The organism is Burkholderia perseverans (genome assembly GCF_022870505.1).
Lineage (GTDB): Bacteria > Pseudomonadota > Gammaproteobacteria > Burkholderiales > Burkholderiaceae > Burkholderia > Burkholderia plantarii.
The window spans coordinates 2,701,272-2,718,305 of the sequence record NZ_CP045093.1 but is presented as its reverse complement, the minus strand read 5'-3'; the positions used below and the strand labels follow the sequence as shown (position 1 = coordinate 2,718,305).

Below are 17,034 nucleotides of genomic sequence, written 5' to 3'. Positions count from 1 at the left end.
CCGCGCATACTGGCCCGGCAGTTCCAGGCCAGCCCTTCAGACGCCGCGACGCGGCAGGAGATCCGATCGATGTTTTCGACGTATGACGCATTCCGGCAGCGAGGCATGCGCCTCGACATGTCGCGCGGCAAGCCCGCGCCCGAGCAGCTCGACCTCGCGACGCAACGGTTCGCGGCGGCGGGCGACCCCGGCCATCTCGCGCGCGACGGCGCCGATTGCCGGAACTACGGGTTCGGGCTCGGCCTGCCGGAAGCGCGCGAGTTCGGCGCGGCGCTGCTCGGCGTCGAGCCGGCGTGCGTCGTCGCGGGCGGCAATTCGAGCCTGGCGCTGATGCACGACGTACTCGCGTTCGCCACGCTGCATGGCCTGCCGGGCGGAACCGCGTGGCGCGACGGCGCCGTGACGATGCTGTGCCCGGTGCCCGGCTACGACCGGCACTTCACGATCTGCGAGACGCTCGGCATCCGCATGATCGCGGTGCCGATGCGCGACGACGGCCCCGACATGGCGGTGGTCGAGGCGCTGGTGCGCGACGACGCGTCGATCCGCGGGATCTGGTGCGTGCCGCTCTACAGCAACCCGTCCGGCGCGATCTATTCGGCCGAGACGGTGCGGCGGCTCGCGGCGATGCCGGCCGCGGCGCCCGACTTCGTGCTGATGTGGGACGACGCCTACCGGTTCCACCACCTCGGCGACACGCCGCACACGACGCCGAACGTCATCGAGGCCTGCGCGGCGGCCGGCCATCCCGATCGCGCGATCGTGTTCGCGTCGCTGTCGAAGGTGACGCTGGCCGGCGCGAGCGTGGCGTTCCTCGCCTCGTCGCCGCGCAACGTCGAATGGTGGGCCCGGCATGCCGGCGCGCGCTCGATCGGGCCGGACAAGCTGAACCAGTTGCGGCACGTGCATGCGCTGCGCGACCGGGCCGGCGTGGAGGCGCTGATGGCAGGGCATCGCGCGCTGCTGCGGCCGAAGTTCGAGGCGGTGGAGGCGACGTTCGCGGCGCGGCTGTCCGGGCTGGCCGGCGTGGCCTGGACGCGCCCGCAGGGTGGCTATTTCGTCAGCCTCGAGGTGCCGCCCGGGCATGCGAAGCGCGTGGTCGCGCTGGCCGCCGAGGCGGGACTGGTGCTGACGCCGGCCGGCGCCGCGTATCCGTATCGCGACGATCCCGACGATCGCCACCTGCGCATCGCGCCGTCGTTCCCGTCGCTGGAGGAAGTGCGGCTGGCCGCCGACGGGATCGCGGTGTCGGTCCGCCGGGCGCTGGAACTGGACTGACGATGACGGCCGCCTTGCGGCGGGCGGCGCATCGCCGGACCTTCATTTCTCGCAGGTCAGATCCTGCTTGCGCACGTCGACGATGATGGGGAACGTGCCCTGATCGATTTCGATACGCGCGACCACGGAGGTGGTCGTGCTGCCGCTGTCGTCGTAGACGCTGACGCGCTCGTGGCGCAGGCTCGCCACGCCGACGCAGGCCGAGACGCGCCCTTCGTCGGAAACCTTGCACTGCAGCGGGTTGCCGGTCAGGTAGCGGAAGCGGTCCTTGTCGGCGCTGGCCAGATACTCGCGCAGGCTTTGCGGGCTGCCCGCCACGCCCGTCACGTAGCCGATCGCGCAGGGCTCGCCCGGCGTCGCCGCGATGGCCGGCGCATCGGCCAGCGCGGGCAGGGCCGTCAGCGTGAGGGCGGCGGCGCAGGCCGCCGCGATCGATTGCTTCATGGTGCGAATACCGGTGTCGGATCGAAGTGCGCAATTGTAATCGGAGCGCGCGATCGATGTCCGCGAGCGGGGGGCGGCCGGATCGCGGCACGGCGCGGCATGGCGATTTCGTCCGACGTTTGCGCGCGAGGCTTGCCGCACGGGCGTGGCCGGGAGGTCACGATGAGCGGTGAAGAAACGGGGCGGGAAGCGGACCCAAAAGCGGACCAAAAAGCAGACCAAAAAGCGGCTCGACAGAAGGTCAAGAAGCGGCCTGCGCCTGCCGTTAACCCCGTCGTCGTCCCCCCGAACTCGTGTACTTCCCCCTGGTGTCAAAAATGCTCAGCAAGATCAAGGTTGCATCCGGCCTGCTATGCGTTCTGGTCGCTTTTTGCGTGTTCCAGATCGCCACGGCGGCTTTCGGTTACTGGGCGCTCTCGCGCACCCATGACGACGTCGCCGACCTGTCCAACATCGCACTCAAGCAGTCCAACGCGGCCAGCGACGCCACCCAGTTGCTGATGGACGCGCGCATCAACCTGTCGCGCGCCGGCACGCGGATGGTGAAGGGCGGCGAGGAGCCCGTGCCGATCGTGCAGCACGCACGCGATTCGCTGGCGGCCTCCGATCGCAGCTTCGCGAACTTCATGGCCTCGGCCAAGCTCAACGACGAGGACACCACGCGCGCGGCCGCGCTCAACGAGCGCTACCAGGCCTATCACAAGGCGCTCGGCGAACTCGCGCAGTATCTCGACGCCGGCAACATCCAGGCGTTCCTCGACCAGCCGACGCAGTCGTTCCAGGATGCCTACCTGGCCGAGCTGCACAACTTCACGCAGTTCGGCGACCGCGCGAACCACGCCTCGATCGATGCGATCGACACGCGCCTCGCGCTGTTCACCGACGTGGCGATCGGCATCGTGGTGCTGCTGCTGGCGGTTACCGCCTTCGTCCACCTGATGCTGCGCCGCGGCCTGGTGGAGCCGCTCGAGGAAGCCGGCCGCCACTTCGACCGGATCGCCGCCGGGCGTCTCGACACGCCGATCGCGCTGCGCGGCAGCAACGAGATCGGCCACCTCTACGCCGGCCTTGCCAACATGCAGGCGAGCGTGGCGCGGACCGTGAAGACGGTGCGCGAAGCGGCCGACGCGATCCACCTCGGCGCCGACGAGATCGCCACCGGCAACGCCGATCTCTCTTCGCGCACCGAAAGCCAGGCGGCCTCGCTGGAGGAAACGGCGGCGAGCATGGAAGAGCTGACCACCAACGTGCATCACAACGCCCAGCACGCCGGCGAGGCGAACCAGCTCGCGGCGAGCGCGCTGTCGGCCACCTCCACCGGCAACCAGGTGGTGGGCGAGGTGGTGGACAAGATGCGCGGCATCGCGCAAAGCTCGGACCGCATCGCCGAGATCATCTCGGTGATCGACGGCATCGCGTTCCAGACCAACATCCTGGCGCTGAACGCGGCCGTGGAAGCGGCGCGCGCCGGCGAGCAGGGGCGCGGCTTCGCGGTGGTGGCGGGCGAGGTGCGGGCGCTCGCGCAGCGCAGCGCGCAGTCGGCCAAGGAGATCAAGTCGCTGATCAGCGAATCGGTGAACCAGATCCGCGGCGGCTCGCAGCTCGTCGAGAACGCGGGCGAGGCGATGCGCAACGTGTCGGTGTCGATCGAGCGCGTCGCGCAGATGATGTCGGACATCAGCGCCTCGTCGCACGAGCAGAGCACCGGCATCGGGCAGGTCAACCAGGCCGTCAACCAGATGGACGAGATGACCCAGCAGAACGCGGCGCTCGTCGAGGAAGCGGCGGCCGCGGCGGCCTCGCTGCACCAGCAGACGCAGCGCCTGAAGGAAGCGGTGTCGGTGTTCCAGATCTCGGACGCGGTGCTGCGTCCGGCGGCGGCCTCGCCGTTCGGCGCCGGCGCGCGCTTTGCCGGTTCGGAGCCGCGCGTCGCGTAAGCGTTTGGATGAGATGGCCGGCAGTCTCGCCGGGCCATCATCGAATCGTCATCGTCGCGGTGCCTGCCCGCGATGATGACGATCTTCTTCCGCCAATTCCCTTCATGCGGGATGCGGCCGGTGTCATGCGGCTGACGCATCGGCCGCGTCGTTCGTTCCCCGCGATGGCTTTGACTGTCCCGGCGCTTGCCTTGCCGCGATGCGCGACGGCGCGCGCCTCGGCCGCTTCGATCCGCTTCAACGATTCATCCAGGCGCCGGCATCGGCTTGCGCCTACCGCCGCCGCATGTCCGCGACGACTACGAACGCCCTTCGTGCGCGGCCAGCGGCGCCGGCTCGTGCTGCCGCGTGGCCGGCTGCTCGGCGGGCGGCGGCTCGCGGTCGAGCACCGCGCGCGCCGTCTTCATGTCGAGCGCGCCTTCCCAGCGCGCCACCACCACCGTCGCCACGCCGTTGCCGATCAGGTTCGTGACGGCGCGCGCCTCGTTCAGGAAGCGGTCCACGCCGAGCAGCAGCACCAGCCCCGACACGGGGATCTGGTGCATCGAGGCGAGCGTCGCGGCCAGCGCCACGAAGCCGGCGCCGGCCACCCCGGCCGAGCCCTTCGAGGTCAGCAGCATCACGCCGAGCAGCAGCAGCTGGTCCCAGATCGACAGGTGGATGTTGAACGCCTGCGCCACGAACACGGCCGCCATGGTCAGGTAGATCGCGGTGCCGTCGGCGTTGAACGTGTAGCCGGTGGGCAGCACCATCCCCACCACCGGGCGCGAGCAGCCGAGCTTTTCCATCTTGAGCAGCATCTGCGGCAGCACGGCCTCGGTCGAGGCGGTGCCGAGCGTGATCAGGATCTCGTCGCGGATGTAGCGCAGGAACTTCCACAGCGACAGGTCGCAGAGCTTCATCGCGATGCCGAGCACCACCACCACGAACAGGATCGAGGTGGCGTAGAGGCACAGCATCAGCTGGCCGAACGAGGCCAGCGTGCCGATGCCGTATCTGGCGATGGTGAACGCCATGCCGCCGAACGCGCCGATCGGCGCGACGTACATGACGATCCGCACCACCCCGAACATGCCTTGCAGGAACATGTCGAGCATGTCGACGAGCGGCGCGGTGCGCGGCCCGAGCCTGGCCAGCGCGATCGCGAAGATCACCGAGAAGAAGATGATCGGCAGCATCTCGCCGTTCGCGAACGCGCCCACCACGCTGTTGGGCACGATGCTCATCAGGAAGTCGAGCGTGCCGTGCTGCTTGGCCGCGTGCGTGTAGCTGGCGATCGCGGCGGCGTCGAGGTGGCCGGGGTCGGCGTTCATGCCGCTGCCGGGCCGCACCAGGTTGACGATCACGAGGCCGATCGCGAGCGCCAGCGTGGAGGCGATCTCGAAGTAGACGATCGCCTTGACGCCGACGCGACCGGCCTCGTGCAGGTCGCTCATGCGCGCGATGCCCACCACCACCGAGGCGAAGATGATCGGCGCGAGCAGCATGCGGATCAGCTTGATGAACAGATCGCCGAGCGGCTTCAGCTGCGAGCCGACATCGGGGAGAAAGTGGCCGACGAGGATGCCGGCGACGATGCCGATCAGAACCTGGACGTAAAGCCTGGAAAGCGACTTCCGAATGCGGGATGCCAGCATGCCTGTCTCCTGTGCGTGGCGCGGTTCACGGCAAACCCGTGCGCCGCTGCCCGCGAGACGCGTCGCGGCGAAATGGGTGCGCGGGTTTCGCCTTGCAGTCCTTCCGGATCTTTTGTCGTACCTAAGACGGGCTAGCATAGTCCCGCGCCGCGACCCGACAATTCACCGCCATTCATTTCATTTTTCACTCAAGGTGAAAACTGGAACGGCGGTTGGTTCGCGATCGGGATGGGGCGGGAGATGCCGGCCGCCGGGCGGGGCCGGGAGAGCGTAGCGGGAGCGGGAGGCGGGGCGTTGAAGCGGGCCGGACGAGGTGGCTGGGGCGGTGCTCGACGTGGGCGGTGATGCGGATCGGCGAATACGCGCAGGCCCGCCCGGCTGCGGCACGCGCGGCAAACCTGCGACGAGCGCGGTAGCGCCCGCCGCGCGCGACGTTATCAGCGCCCCGTGGCGAGGCGCGCGGCCGGCTGCAGCGTGCCGGCCTGGTCGACCTCGGGCAGTGCCGGATCCGGCCGAGCCGAATCGTGCCGCGACGCCGCGTTCGCCGCCGCGGCCACCGCGAGGAGCCAGTCGGTGGTCTCGGCCGGCTGCGTCACGGGCAGCATGTGGCCGCCCTCCACGGCGCTCAGCTCGACGCCGTCGAGCTTGCGCTTGAGCCCCTCGCCATGCTTGTGGAAATCGAGGATCGCGTCCTGGCGCCCGTACAGCATGCTGACCGGCACGCCCAGCGTCGGGTAGCGGCGCTCCAGGTCGGGCAGGTCCTCGGGCGCGGCGACCAGGTCCGACGACGCCGCGTAGAACGCCTCGGGCCGCAGCCCCATCAGGCCGCCGCCCTTCAGCGGGAAATCACGCGGCACCGGCTCGGGCGCGAAGATCGCGTCGATCGCCTTGCGGCTTTGCAGGATCATGATCGGGATGCCCATCGTCAGCGACGCGAAGCGGCGCAGCGCCGCCGGGCGCAGCGCGAGCCCGCGGAACGCCTTGGGCGGCTCGGTCTCGGTGTGCGTGAGCGGCGCGATCAGCGCGATGCGGCTCACGCGCTCGGGGTAGTCGAGACCGACCGCGAGCGCGATCGCGCCGCCGAGCGAATGGCCCACCAGCACCGGCCGCTCGAGGCCGAGCGTCTCGATGAAGCGCGCGATGGCGCGCGCCTGTGCGTAGACGTTCGCGCGCGAGGCGGGGCCGCGCGTCGAGCGTCCCGAGCCGGCCCGATCGACCAGGATCACGCGATGCGATTGCGCGAGCCGCGCCAGGTCGAGGTAGGCGAAGTTCAGCAGCTGCCCGCACAGGCCATGCACCATCACGATCGGCGGGCCGCTGCCGTAGTCGACGTAGTGCAGGCGGTCGCCGTCGATCTCGACGAACTTGCCCTCGGGCGGAAAGCGGCGGCGCACCTGATGCGCGGTGAACAGCGTGAACGCGAACAGCACGGCGTAGAGGGCAACCACGATGGCGATCAATTGGACGATCATGATTTTTCACCTTCTCTCGTAGGCGGGTTCGGAAGCGGCGTGGCGCGGGTCCGCGGCGGCGGCCGGGCGGGTCGCGGCCGGCCGGCGCGCAAAGCGCATCGCGCCGTCGGCGAGCGAGCCGAAGCGCAGCAGCGCGAGGTCGCGTGCGTAATTCTGATGCGATTTCCACGGATTGCGCAGGCCCTGCTTCGGCAGCAGCGCGGCGGCGCGCTGGATGTAGCCGGAGCTGAGGTCGACGGCCGGCGCGAGCGGCATGGCCGCGTCGTCGAGCGTCGGCGTGCAGCTGTCGTAGCCGTGCGCGCGCATGTGGTTGAGCAGCCGGCAGACGTACAGCGAGATCAGCTCGGCCTTCAGCGTCCACGACGCATTGATGTAGCCGAACGAGGTCGCGAGGTTCGGCACGCCGCTCGCCATCATGCCCTTGTACGACACGGCCTCGCCGAACTCGACGGCGCGCCCGTCCACGCTCAGCGTCGCGCCGCCGAGCATGCGCACCTTGAGCCCGGTGGCGCTGACGACCAGGTCCGCCGCGAGCGTCTGGCCGCTTTTCAGCAGCAGGCCCTCGGGCGTGAAGCGCTCGATCTCGTCGGTGGCGATCGACGCGCTGCCGGCGCGGATCGCCTTGAACAGGTCGCCGTTCGGTACCAGGCAGAGCCGCTGGTCCCACGGCGCGTAGCGCGGCGTCAGATGCTTCGCGACGTCGAAGTCCGGCCCGAGCTGGCGGCCCGCGGCGCGCAGGATGAAGCGCTTCGCCACCTCGGGGCGGCGCCGCGCGAACCGGTACACGTACATCGTCAGCAGCACGTTCCGGGCCCGCACCAGCCGGTGCGCGAGGCCGGCCGGCAGCCAGCGGCGCAGCCGCATCGCGAGTTTGTCGCGCGCCGGCATCGAGAGGATGTAGGTCGGCGAGCGCTGCAGCATCGTCACGTGCGCGGCCTCGCGCGCCATCGACGGCACCAGCGTGACCGCCGTCGCGCCGCTGCCGATCACCACCACGCGCTTGCCCGCGTAGTCGAGATCGCGCGGCCAGTGCTGCGGATGCACGATGCGGCCGCGAAAGTTCTCCATGCCGGGCCAGCTCGGCGCGTGGCCGTTCTCGTAGTCGTAGTAGCCGCTGCACATGTAGAGGAAGCGGCAGGTGAAGCGCAGCGCCTGCGGCGGCTGGCCGTCGCCGCTGCCGTCGGCATCGCCGCGCAGCACCTCCACCTGCCAGCGCGCCGTGGCCGGATCCCAGTTCGCGCCGGTCACGCGGTGCTGGAAGCGGATCGCGCGCTCGAGGCCCGCCTCGCGCGCGGTGTCGCGAATGTAGTCGAGGATCGTCGCGCCTTCGGCGATCGCGTTGTCGCTGTGCCAGGGCCGGAAGCTGTAGCCGAGCGTGAACATGTCGGAGTCGGAGCGCACCCCGGGATAGCGGAACAGGTCCCAGGTGCCGCCCAGCGTCGCGCGGCTTTCGAGGATCGCGAAGCTCGCCCACGGGCAGCGCTCGCGCAGGTGGTGCGCCGCGCCGATGCCGGACAGGCCCGCACCCACGATCAGCACGTCGAGATCGGTGGCCGCCGGGGCCGTCCCGCCGTCCTGCCCGTGTTCTTGCCCGTGCAGGCGTCCGGCGGCGGGGCGGGCCGCCTCGCCCGGCAGGTGGGGAGCGCTCATGCCGCGTCCCTCGTATCGGTCGAGCGGTTCGCGGCTGCGTCGCCGCCGCCGTGGCGCCGCAGATTGCGTTCGCGCGACTGGCGCACGAAGCGCAGCACGAACACCTGGTAGGCGGCGCCGAACAGCCGCGCGATCCGGTCGAGCCGGCGCGCATCGGCGCCGATCAGCACGCGGCGCGCGTTGCGCGTCACGCCGGCGAGGATCTGCCGCGCGGCCTCGTCGGCGCTGGTCGCGTCGATCAGCTTGTTGGCGGCGCGCCGGTGCGCGTCGGGGCTCTGGCCCGTCAGCGTGACGATCCGCTCGTCGATGCGCGAGGCCGTGGCGATGTTGGTGGCCACGCCGCCCGGATGCACGCAGGTCGCGCTGACCGGCGCGCGTTCCAGTTCCAGCTCCATGCGCAGTGCTTCGGTGAAGCCGCGCACGGCGAACTTGCTCGCGTTGTAGGTGCCCTGGGTGGGCATCGCGACGAGCCCGAACAGGCTCGAGGTGTTGATCACGTGGCCGTCGCCCGATTCGCGCAGGTAGGGCAGGAACGCCTGCGTGCCATGCACGACGCCCCAGAAGTTGATGCCCATGATCCACTCGAAATCCTCGATGCGGACCTGTTCGGCCGGCGCCGCGAGCGACACGCCCGCGTTGTTGAACACCAGGTGTACGCGGCCATGCGTTTCGCGCGTGGCTTTGGCCCAGCCGAACACCGCCTCGCGCGAGGCCACGTCGAGCCGTTGCGAACTCACGCGCACGCCGTGCGCGCCGCATAGCGCGACGGTCTGCGCGAGGCCGATCTCGTTGATGTCGCTCAAGGCGAGGTGGCAGCCGCGGCGCGCAAGCTCCACGGCGAGGCTGCGGCCCATGCCGGAGCCCGCGCCGGTGATGGCGGCGACCTTGTTGGCAAAATCCTTCATCGACGCTCCTTGCGGGCTTGCCGCCTGGCCGAAACGCGGCTTAAATGTGGTGTTGAGCGTCACCAATTTAATGATGCCATTGTGCGATGTCAAATAGCGAAATGGAGAAATCCCTCGAAACCGCCGAGAAGGGGCGCCCCTACGGCGGCGTGGCCCGCGAGGCGCGCGACGCGGAACGGCGCGCCGCGCTGATCGGCGCCGGCACGCGGCTGTTCGGCTCGCAGGGCTTTCGCCGCACCACGGTGCGCGCGATCTGCCGCGAGGCACGGCTCAACGACCGGTATTTCTACGCGGCGTTCGCGAACACCGAGGCGCTGCTGCAGGCCACCTACCAGCATCACGCGCAGCGCCTGCGCGACGCGATCGGCGCGGCGCTCGACGGCGCGGGCGAGCGGCTCGACGCGCGCGTCGACGCGGGGCTGCGCGCGTTCTTCGCGTTCCTGCGCGACACCTGCGCCGCGCGCGTGCTGCTGCTGGAGGTGATGGGCGTGAGCGCCGAGACCGATACGACCTACCAGCGCAACCTGCTCGAATTCGGCCGGCAGATCGTCTCGGTGGCGCGCGCGGGCGACCCCGAGGATCCCGAGCAGCGCGCCGACGCGCGGCTGACCGGGCTCGCGCTGGTGGGCGCGATGACGAACGCCGGCGCGGCCTGGCTGCTGACCGGCTATCGCGATCCGGAGGCGCGCATGGTGCGCAATTGCCGGCGCGTGCTGCTCGGCACGCTGGCGATGTTCGATGCCGATCGGGATGGGGCGCGGATCGATGTCGATGCTTCTGCATGAGGTGGTGAGCGAGGTGCCGGCAGGCGGGCCGTGCTTGTCCGGTCGCGGGTCCGGTCGCGCCGCATCTTCCCGATAGCGGCCTGCCGCGCGAGCGCGGGCCGCTTTTCCCTCGCGTTTCCCTTCTCCATCAGCCGCCGAGCCGCGCCTTCAACACGTCGATCGCCGCGCGCACCTTCGCGGAAGGATGATGCGTGGACGGATAGATCGCATGGATGTCCGCCTCCGGCATCGACCAGTCGGGCAGCAGGCGCACCAGCCGGCCCGCGGCGATGTCGTGCTCGACGGAAAAGCTCGTCGCGATGCCGAAGCCGCAGCCGGCGAGCAGCGCCGCATGCACGGCGGGCATCGAGTTCGAGGCGAACGCGCGCCGGCAGCGGACCCGCGCGCGGCGGCCGTCGCCGTGCTGCAGCTCGAATTCGGGCCGCTGCAGCGCGGACAGCGACGCGTAGGGCCAGCCGGCCAGCGCGGCCGGCTCGGCGGGCCGGCCCCAGCGCGCGATCGCGGCCGGCGGCGCGACCACCCAGCGCTCGAAGCCGCCGATGCGCACCGAGCGGTGGTTCGAATCGGACAGCCGGCCGAAGCGCACCGCCACGTCGATCCGTTCGGCCACCAGATCGACGCGGCGGTCGTCGCAGATCAGTTCCACGTCGAGCGCCGGATGCGCGTCGCGCAGTGCCACCAGCGCCGGCGCGACCACCAGCGCGCCGTAGTCGATCGGCGCGCCCACCCGCAGCGTGCCGCGCAGCGGCCCCGCCTCGCCCGCCACCGCGTCGAGCGCGGCCTCGGCGGTGCGCAGGATCTCGCCGGCCGCCTCGTAGAGCGTCTGCCCGGCGTCGGTCACGCTGAGCCGCCGCGTGGTGCGCACCAGCAGGTTCGCGCCCACCTCGGCCTCGAGCCGCTGCATGTGCGTGCTGACCATCGTCTTGGCGATGCCGAGCCGCGCGGCGGCGGCCGTCAGCGAGCCGGTCTCGACCACCGCCGCGAAGATCGCGAGGCGGTTCAGGTTCACGTTGCGCGTATCGACCATCGGATTGTCCATGATGAGTGGATTGTGTTTCGTCGATTATCCGTCTTTCGCGAACGAACCGGCGGGCTTAGGCTGTCGATTCGCGTCGGGCGATCGGCCAATCGGCCGGATTGGCCCGTGGCGCGCCACGACGGAGGCACAACGATGAACGGACCCACGACGATCGAACGCGGCAAGGCGGCCGGCGCCTCGCCGTTCCATGCAGGCGAACTCGCGGTGCAGCGGCGCGCGGGCGTCGCCGAACACGCCGACGCGGCCGGCCGCATCGGCATTCGCGGCTTCATGCCCGAGCAGCACCGCGCGTTCTTCGCGCAGCTGCCGTGGTTGATCGTCGGCGGCGTCGATGCCAGCGGCCAGCCGTGGGCGACGCTGCGCGCGGGCGAGCCGGGGTTCGTCGCGTCGCCCGATCCGGTCACGCTGCGCGTGGCGGGCGGCGCGCTGCGCGACGATCCGCTCGCCGACGCGTGGCGCCCCGGCGCGCCGTTCGGCGGCCTCGGCATCGAGCTGCCCACGCGGCGCCGCAACCGCGTGAACGGCACGGTCGCGGCGCTCGACGGCGCGGTGCTGTCGATCGCCGTCACGCAGAGCTTCGGCAATTGCCCGAAATACATCCAGCGCCGCACGCCGGAGCCGGTCGCGCCGGCCTGGCCGGCGGTGCCGTCGCGGCGCGCGAACGCGCTCGACGAGGCCGACCGGGCGCTGATCGCGCGCGCGGACACGTGCTTCGTGGCGAGCGCGAATCTCGATCCGGACGCACACCACGCGCGCGGGGTGGACGTGTCGCATCGCGGCGGCCTGCCCGGCTTCGTGCGCGTCGACGACGCCCGGACGCTGACCGTGCCCGACTACAGCGGCAACCGCTACTTCAACACGCTCGGCAACTTCGTCTCGAATCCGCGCGCGGGGCTGCTGTTCGTCGATTTCGAGCGCGGCGACCTGCTCTATGTCGCGGCACGCGCCGAGATCGTCTGGGACGGGCCCGATCTGGCCGCGTTCGAGGGCGCGCAGCGGCTCGTGCGGTTTTGCCTGAGCGAGGTGCGGCGCAGCGAGGCGGCGCTGCCGTTTCGCTGGTCGGCGGCCGAATATGCGCCGCAGTTCGCGCGGGCGGGGGCGGGCGGGGCCGGCGGAAGTGCCCAAGGGACGGGACCGGGGCAGCGGACGTTCGCGGGGGGCGACGGTGGTGCGGAGCATGCCGCGCGGCGTGGCGACTAGGTGGCGCCGCCGGTCGCGCTGCGCGACGGCGCCGCGAATGTGCCTGCCGCCGCGCTGATCGAACGCGGTGGACGGACTGATAAGGGCGAGGACCGCGGCCCCGACCGGCGTTCCCGCCTTCGACGGCACGGTTTCTCGCCCCCGGCATGCGGCGCCGCGGCGGCTGCCACTGCCGCGCGGACGAACGAGGCCGGGGCGTTCGCCTGCCTCGCGCCACCCGGCCGTGTCGGGGCCGACGAGGCGCGTGGTTCTCGATGATCTCTGGCGTTCGGCGATCGGCGCGGCTAGGATGCCAGCGGAGCGCATCCGCCCGGGATCAAGCCCGGGATCGGCCCGCGACGCGCACCCAGCGGCAGTATGAAGCGACCTGAAGCAGCGAGGAGAAGACGATGGACCACGACACCCTGATCGAAGCCGCACGGCGCGCGCGCGAGCACGCCTACGCGCCGTATTCCCGGTTCAAGGTCGGTGCGGCGGTGGCGACGCACGACGGGCGCGTCTTCGAGGGATGCAACGTGGAGAACGGCTCGTATGGCTTGAGCAACTGCGCCGAACGCACGGCGTTGTTCGCGGCGATCGCGGCCGGCTGCCGGCCCGGCGATTTCGCGGCGCTGGCCGTGATCGGCGACGTGCCCGAGCCGATCGCGCCGTGCGGCGCGTGCCGGCAGGTGATGGTCGAACTCGGCGGCGCGGCGCTGCCGGTGGTGCTGGCCAACCTGGCCGGCGCGCGGCAGGAAACGACGGCGGCAGATTTGCTGCCGGGCGCGTTCCGTCTCTAAGCGGGGTGCGGAATGAAGCGCGCCGCGCGTCAGACCTGCACGAGCCGCTGCGCGTCGGTGATGCGGATCTGCCGGCCGCGCGAATCGATCATGCCGCTGCGCTGGAATTTCGACAGCATGCGGCTCACGGTTTCGAGCGTCATGCCGAGGTAGCAGCCGATTTCCTCGCGCGTCATCCGCAGGTTGAATTCGGCCGGCGAATAGCCGCGCGCCTTGAAGCGCGCCGACAGGTTCAGCAGGAACGAGGCCACGCGCTGCTCGGCCGTCATGGTGCCGAGCAGCATCATGGCGCGCGATTCGCGCACGATCTCGCCGCTCAGCAGCTGATGCAGATGCTGCTGCAGCGGCCGCATCTCGCGGCACGCCGCTTCGAGCTGCGCGAACGGGATGATGCAGACGGTGCTGTCCTCGAGCGCGATCGCGTCGCTGTGATGCTCGCCGTCGCCGAGGCCGTCGAGCCCGAGCGTCTCGCCCGTGATCTGGAAGCCGGTCACCTGCTCGTGGCCGTCGCGATGCATCACGATCGTCTTGAACGAGCCGGTGCGCACCGCGTAGAGGCTCGTGAACGGATCCTGGGCGCGGAACAGCGCGTCGCCGCGCTTGACGTGTCGCATCGTGCAGATCAGCGCGTCGAGCCGACGGAATTCGGCGTGCGTGAGCCCCGCGGGCATGCAGACGTTGCGTGTCGCGCAATTCGAACAGCGCGCGCCGGGCTGCTTCAGCGCGTCGAGCTGCGCGGCCGCGGGCGGCGGCACGTCGGGGGCGATCGGAGCGGGCTTCGTGGCGGTCAGCATGATGGGGCTCGTTCGGGGGCGGGTTGAGGGCGGCGCGCATGGGCGAGCGCGTCGATCGTGCGGCATGCCAGCTCGAATTCCGTGGTCTTGTCGAAGAAGTAATGCGCGCCGGCGTCGTGGCTCGCGGCCCGGAAAGCCGGCCCGGACAGGTTCGTCAGGATCACGGTGGTCACGTGCGGCGCGAAGCGGGCCAGCGCGCCGAGCAGTTCGAGCCCGCTGCCGGACGGCAGGCGCAGCTCGATCACGGCGACGTCCGCGCCGCTCGACACGATGCCGGCGAACGCCATCGCGTGATCCTCCGATTCGCCGACCACCGACACACCCGCGAGCGGTTCGAGCAGCGCCGCGACGCGCCGGCGGATCGCGACGGCCGGTTCGACGACGTAAACACGGAGAAGGGTGGTGTCCATGCGGGCGAGTATCCCAGCCGCGCGCACCGAATGAAATCAGCGACGTATGAAATCGCGGTAGGTGTTTCGCTGAAATTTGTAGGCCGTTTCCTACAAACGCGACGCGCCGGTCGGTGAATGGCGTCCCGGGCGCGGCGAGCCGGAAGGCCGGGGGACCGGCAGCCGGCTCGAAGTCCGGCCGCGAGACCGGCGCTGCAACCGGCGCAAAGAGCAGCCGGCCGCGTCCGGCGCCTTATTTCGCGTCGTTGTAGACCGTGGCGCGCGACACGCCGAGATGCTGCGCGATGACTTCCATGGCGCGGCGCACCTCGAGGTAGCCCTCGCCGCGCAGCGCCTGCATCAGCTCGCGGCGCTGCTCGGTCTTCAGCGAGCGCGGCGTGGTGGCGAGCGTCATCGCGAAGCGGTCGATCCGCTCGCGGATCGCGTCGGCGTTGGCCGGGTCGAGCGTCTCGCCGACGTGATCCGGCCCGGTCTGGCAGAACTGGTTCAGCAGGCTCTGGATGCCACGGAACAGCGTGACGTCGACGTTCATGCACAGCGCGGCAACGTAGTCGCCGTTGGTGTCCTTGATGCCGATCGAGGTGCTTTTCGCGGGCCGCCCGTCGGCGAAGCGGTTCGCGTAGTTCGTCAGCAGCGGCGGGTAATCGCTGTCGGCGATGCGCGCGAGGCCGAGCTCGGTGGTCGGATCGCCCACGGCGCGGCCCGACAGGTTGTTGTGGATCGCGATGATCGAGTTCTCGGGCGTGCGCAGGTCGTGTACCACCACCTCGGTGAACGGCGCGAACATCTCGCCGAGCCCTTGCGCGATGGTGCGGACCTGCTCGATCAGCGAAGCCTGTTCCGACGCGGAAGTCTTTCGGGTCATATTGGACGTTTTATCCGGAATTTGACGGTATTGTAACCATCGCCCGGAGCATCGCCCGGCATCGCCTCGCGATCCCCGCGCCGGGCGTTCGCCGCGCGCTCCGGGCGCAGCGGGGGTGCCCGGCGAATCGGGTAGAATCCGCGCTGCGCGCGAGACGCGCCGGCGCCGGTTCGCGGCCGCGCCGCCCGACCCGGGCGGCCCACGGCACGCGCGACCGACGCCGCCAGCCCGCCCTCAGTCCGTCCGTTATGTCATTACAAGATCCGAATTCCGAGCACACCGCCGCCCCTTCTCCCCAACTCAAGCGCAGTCTCAAGGCCCGCCACCTGACGATGATCGCGATCGGCGGCTCGATCGGCACGGGCCTGTTCGTCGCCTCGGGCGCCTCGATCTCGCAGGCCGGCCCCGGCGGCGCGATGCTCGCCTATCTGCTGATCGGCCTGATGGTCTACTGCCTGATGACGAGCCTCGGCGAGATGGCCGCGTTCATGCCGGTGTCCGGCTCGTTCGCCACCTACGGCGCGAAATACGTCGAGGAAGGCTTCGGCTTCGCGCTCGGCTGGAACTACTGGTACAACTGGGCCGTCACGATCGCGGTCGAGCTGGTGGCCGCGCAGCTCGTGATGGGCTACTGGTTTCCGCACGTGCCGGGCGTCTGGTGGAGCGCGGCGTTCCTCGCCGTGATGTTCCTGCTCAACGTGTTGACCGTGCGCGGCTTCGGCGAGGCCGAATACTGGTTCGCGCTGATCAAGGTGGTGACGGTGGTGGCGTTCATCGGCATCGGCCTGCTGATGATCTTCGGGATCCTGACGGGTGGCCCGATGCCGGCGTGGCAGAACTTCACGATCGGCGACGCGCCGTTCGCGGGCGGCCTGCCGGCCATGATGGGGGTGGCGATGATCGCCGGCTTCTCGTTCCAGGGTACCGAGCTGATCGGCATCGCGGCCGGTGAATCGGAGAACCCGCACACCACGATTCCGCGCGCGGTGCGCCAGGTGTTCTGGCGCATCCTGCTGTTCTACGTGCTGGCGATCTTCGTGATCGGCATGCTGGTGCCGTACACCGATCCGAGCCTGCTCAAGAGCGACGTCACCGACGTGGGGGTGAGCCCGTTCACGCTGGTGTTCCGCCACGCGGGCCTCGCGTTCGCGGCCGGCGTGATGAACGCGGTGATCCTCACGGCCGTGCTGTCGGCCGGCAACTCGGGCATGTACGCATCCACGCGGATGCTCTACGACCTCGCCAGGGAAGGCCGCGCGCCGCGCCTCTTCGCGCGCCTCTCGAAGGGGGGCGTGCCGCGCAACGCGCTGATCGCGACCACGGCGGTGGGCGCGCTCTGCTTCCTGTCCTCGCTGTTCGGCGACAAGACCGTCTACCTGTGGCTGCTGAACACCTCGGGCATGACGGGCTTCATCGCCTGGCTCGGCATCGCGGTCAGCCACTACCGGTTCCGTCGCGGCTTCGTGAAGCAGGGCTTCGCGCTGTCGAGCCTGCCGTATCGCTCGCGGCTGTTTCCGTACGGGCCGATCTTCGCGTTCGTGCTCTGTCTCGTGATCGCGCTGGGGCAGGACTACCAGGCGTTCCTCTCGAACCGGATCGACTGGGTCGGCGTGCTGGCCACCTACGTCGGCATCCCGCTGTTCCTCCTCGTCTGGTTCGGCTATCGCCTGACGCATCGCGACAGCCGCCTGGTGCGCTACGAGGACATGGAAATCGCGCCGTGGCTCGACGGCGACACGCGTCGCGAAGCGCGCCAGCTCAAGGAAAAACCGGACACGGCGTGAGCGCCGTCGCGCGCTGCGCGGCCCGATTGTCCGGCCGCGCAGCGTGTAACGATCG

General features: G+C 70.4%; 14 protein-coding genes and 1 pseudogene. 6 read left to right on the top strand and 9 right to left on the bottom strand.

All coding sequences use genetic code 11. From position 1 onward, the window contains the following. Positions 1–9 precede the first annotated feature (9 nt). Positions 10–1,278, top strand: a complete 1,269-nt coding sequence (locus BpN12_RS11210; protein WP_280529134.1) for an aspartate aminotransferase type Ic — start codon at positions 10–12, stop codon at positions 1,276–1,278. A gap of 42 nt (positions 1,279–1,320) precedes the next feature. Here the strand turns inward: BpN12_RS11210 and BpN12_RS11205 are convergent, their stop codons facing one another. Beyond that, positions 1,321–1,722 carry a hypothetical protein gene (locus BpN12_RS11205; RefSeq protein WP_246792667.1) on the bottom strand — a complete coding sequence of 134 codons (402 nt, stop codon included), beginning with the start codon at positions 1,720–1,722 and terminating at the stop codon, positions 1,321–1,323. 317 nt (positions 1,723–2,039) lie between these two features. Between BpN12_RS11205 and BpN12_RS11200 the strand changes: the two genes are divergently transcribed. Next, positions 2,040–3,659: a methyl-accepting chemotaxis protein gene (locus BpN12_RS11200; RefSeq protein ID WP_246792666.1), complete on the top strand. Its 1,620-nt coding sequence runs from the start codon at positions 2,040–2,042 to the stop codon at positions 3,657–3,659. Positions 3,660–3,958: 299 nt separating this feature from the next. Here BpN12_RS11200 and BpN12_RS11195 read toward each other — a convergent pair whose 3' ends face one another. The 4 genes from BpN12_RS11195 to BpN12_RS11180 form a co-directional block, all read right to left on the bottom strand. Then, complete coding sequence (locus BpN12_RS11195) at positions 3,959–5,296, bottom strand: dicarboxylate/amino acid:cation symporter (RefSeq protein WP_246792665.1); 1,338 nt, start codon at positions 5,294–5,296, stop codon at positions 3,959–3,961. A 437-nt stretch (positions 5,297–5,733) separates the two neighbouring features. After that, positions 5,734–6,768, bottom strand: a complete 1,035-nt coding sequence (locus BpN12_RS11190) for an alpha/beta fold hydrolase (RefSeq protein ID WP_246792664.1) — start codon at positions 6,766–6,768, stop codon at positions 5,734–5,736. Positions 6,769–6,774: 6 nt separating this feature from the next. Further along, positions 6,775–8,418, bottom strand: a complete 1,644-nt coding sequence (locus BpN12_RS11185) for a flavin-containing monooxygenase (RefSeq protein WP_246792663.1) — start codon at positions 8,416–8,418, stop codon at positions 6,775–6,777. After that, positions 8,415–9,323: an SDR family NAD(P)-dependent oxidoreductase gene (locus BpN12_RS11180; RefSeq protein WP_246792662.1), complete on the bottom strand. Its 909-nt coding sequence runs from the start codon at positions 9,321–9,323 to the stop codon at positions 8,415–8,417. Before BpN12_RS11180 ends, BpN12_RS11185 begins: the two co-directional genes overlap by 4 nt. Before the next feature lie 101 nt (positions 9,324–9,424). Here BpN12_RS11180 and BpN12_RS11175 point away from each other — a divergent pair, with 101 nt between their 5' ends. Further along, positions 9,425–10,108, top strand: a complete 684-nt coding sequence (locus tag BpN12_RS11175; RefSeq protein ID WP_246792661.1) for a TetR/AcrR family transcriptional regulator — start codon at positions 9,425–9,427, stop codon at positions 10,106–10,108. Between the two features lie 127 nt (positions 10,109–10,235). Here the strand turns inward: BpN12_RS11175 and BpN12_RS11170 are convergent, their stop codons facing one another. Next, a complete protein-coding gene (locus BpN12_RS11170) occupies positions 10,236–11,135 on the bottom strand; it encodes a LysR family transcriptional regulator (protein ID WP_246794691.1) in 900 nt (299 codons plus the stop codon). Positions 11,136–11,279: 144 nt separating this feature from the next. Here BpN12_RS11170 and BpN12_RS11165 point away from each other — a divergent pair. Together BpN12_RS11165 and BpN12_RS11160 are read left to right on the top strand one after the other, a co-directional pair. Continuing rightward, positions 11,280–12,269 (top strand): annotated as a pseudogene (locus BpN12_RS11165) (pyridoxamine 5'-phosphate oxidase family protein); the annotation flags it as partial. Between the two features lie 467 nt (positions 12,270–12,736). Next, positions 12,737–13,126, top strand: a complete 390-nt coding sequence (locus BpN12_RS11160; protein ID WP_246792660.1) for a cytidine deaminase — start codon at positions 12,737–12,739, stop codon at positions 13,124–13,126. Positions 13,127–13,155: 29 nt separating this feature from the next. Here BpN12_RS11160 and fnr read toward each other — a convergent pair whose 3' ends face one another. From fnr to BpN12_RS11145, 3 genes are all read right to left on the bottom strand, one after another. Beyond that, positions 13,156–13,920, bottom strand: coding sequence for a fumarate/nitrate reduction transcriptional regulator Fnr (gene fnr / locus BpN12_RS11155; RefSeq protein WP_246792659.1), 765 nt, complete (start codon positions 13,918–13,920; stop codon positions 13,156–13,158). Then, complete coding sequence (locus BpN12_RS11150) at positions 13,914–14,330, bottom strand: response regulator (RefSeq protein WP_246792657.1); 417 nt, start codon at positions 14,328–14,330, stop codon at positions 13,914–13,916. The genes fnr and BpN12_RS11150 overlap by 7 nt, the downstream gene beginning before the upstream one ends. Positions 14,331–14,562: 232 nt before the next feature. After that, positions 14,563–15,195: a helix-turn-helix transcriptional regulator gene (locus BpN12_RS11145; protein ID WP_246792656.1), complete on the bottom strand. Its 633-nt coding sequence runs from the start codon at positions 15,193–15,195 to the stop codon at positions 14,563–14,565. A gap of 248 nt (positions 15,196–15,443) precedes the next feature. Between BpN12_RS11145 and BpN12_RS11140 the strand changes: the two genes are divergently transcribed. Continuing rightward, positions 15,444–16,979, top strand: a complete 1,536-nt coding sequence (locus BpN12_RS11140) for an amino acid permease (protein WP_246792654.1) — start codon at positions 15,444–15,446, stop codon at positions 16,977–16,979. Positions 16,980–17,034 lie beyond the last annotated feature (55 nt).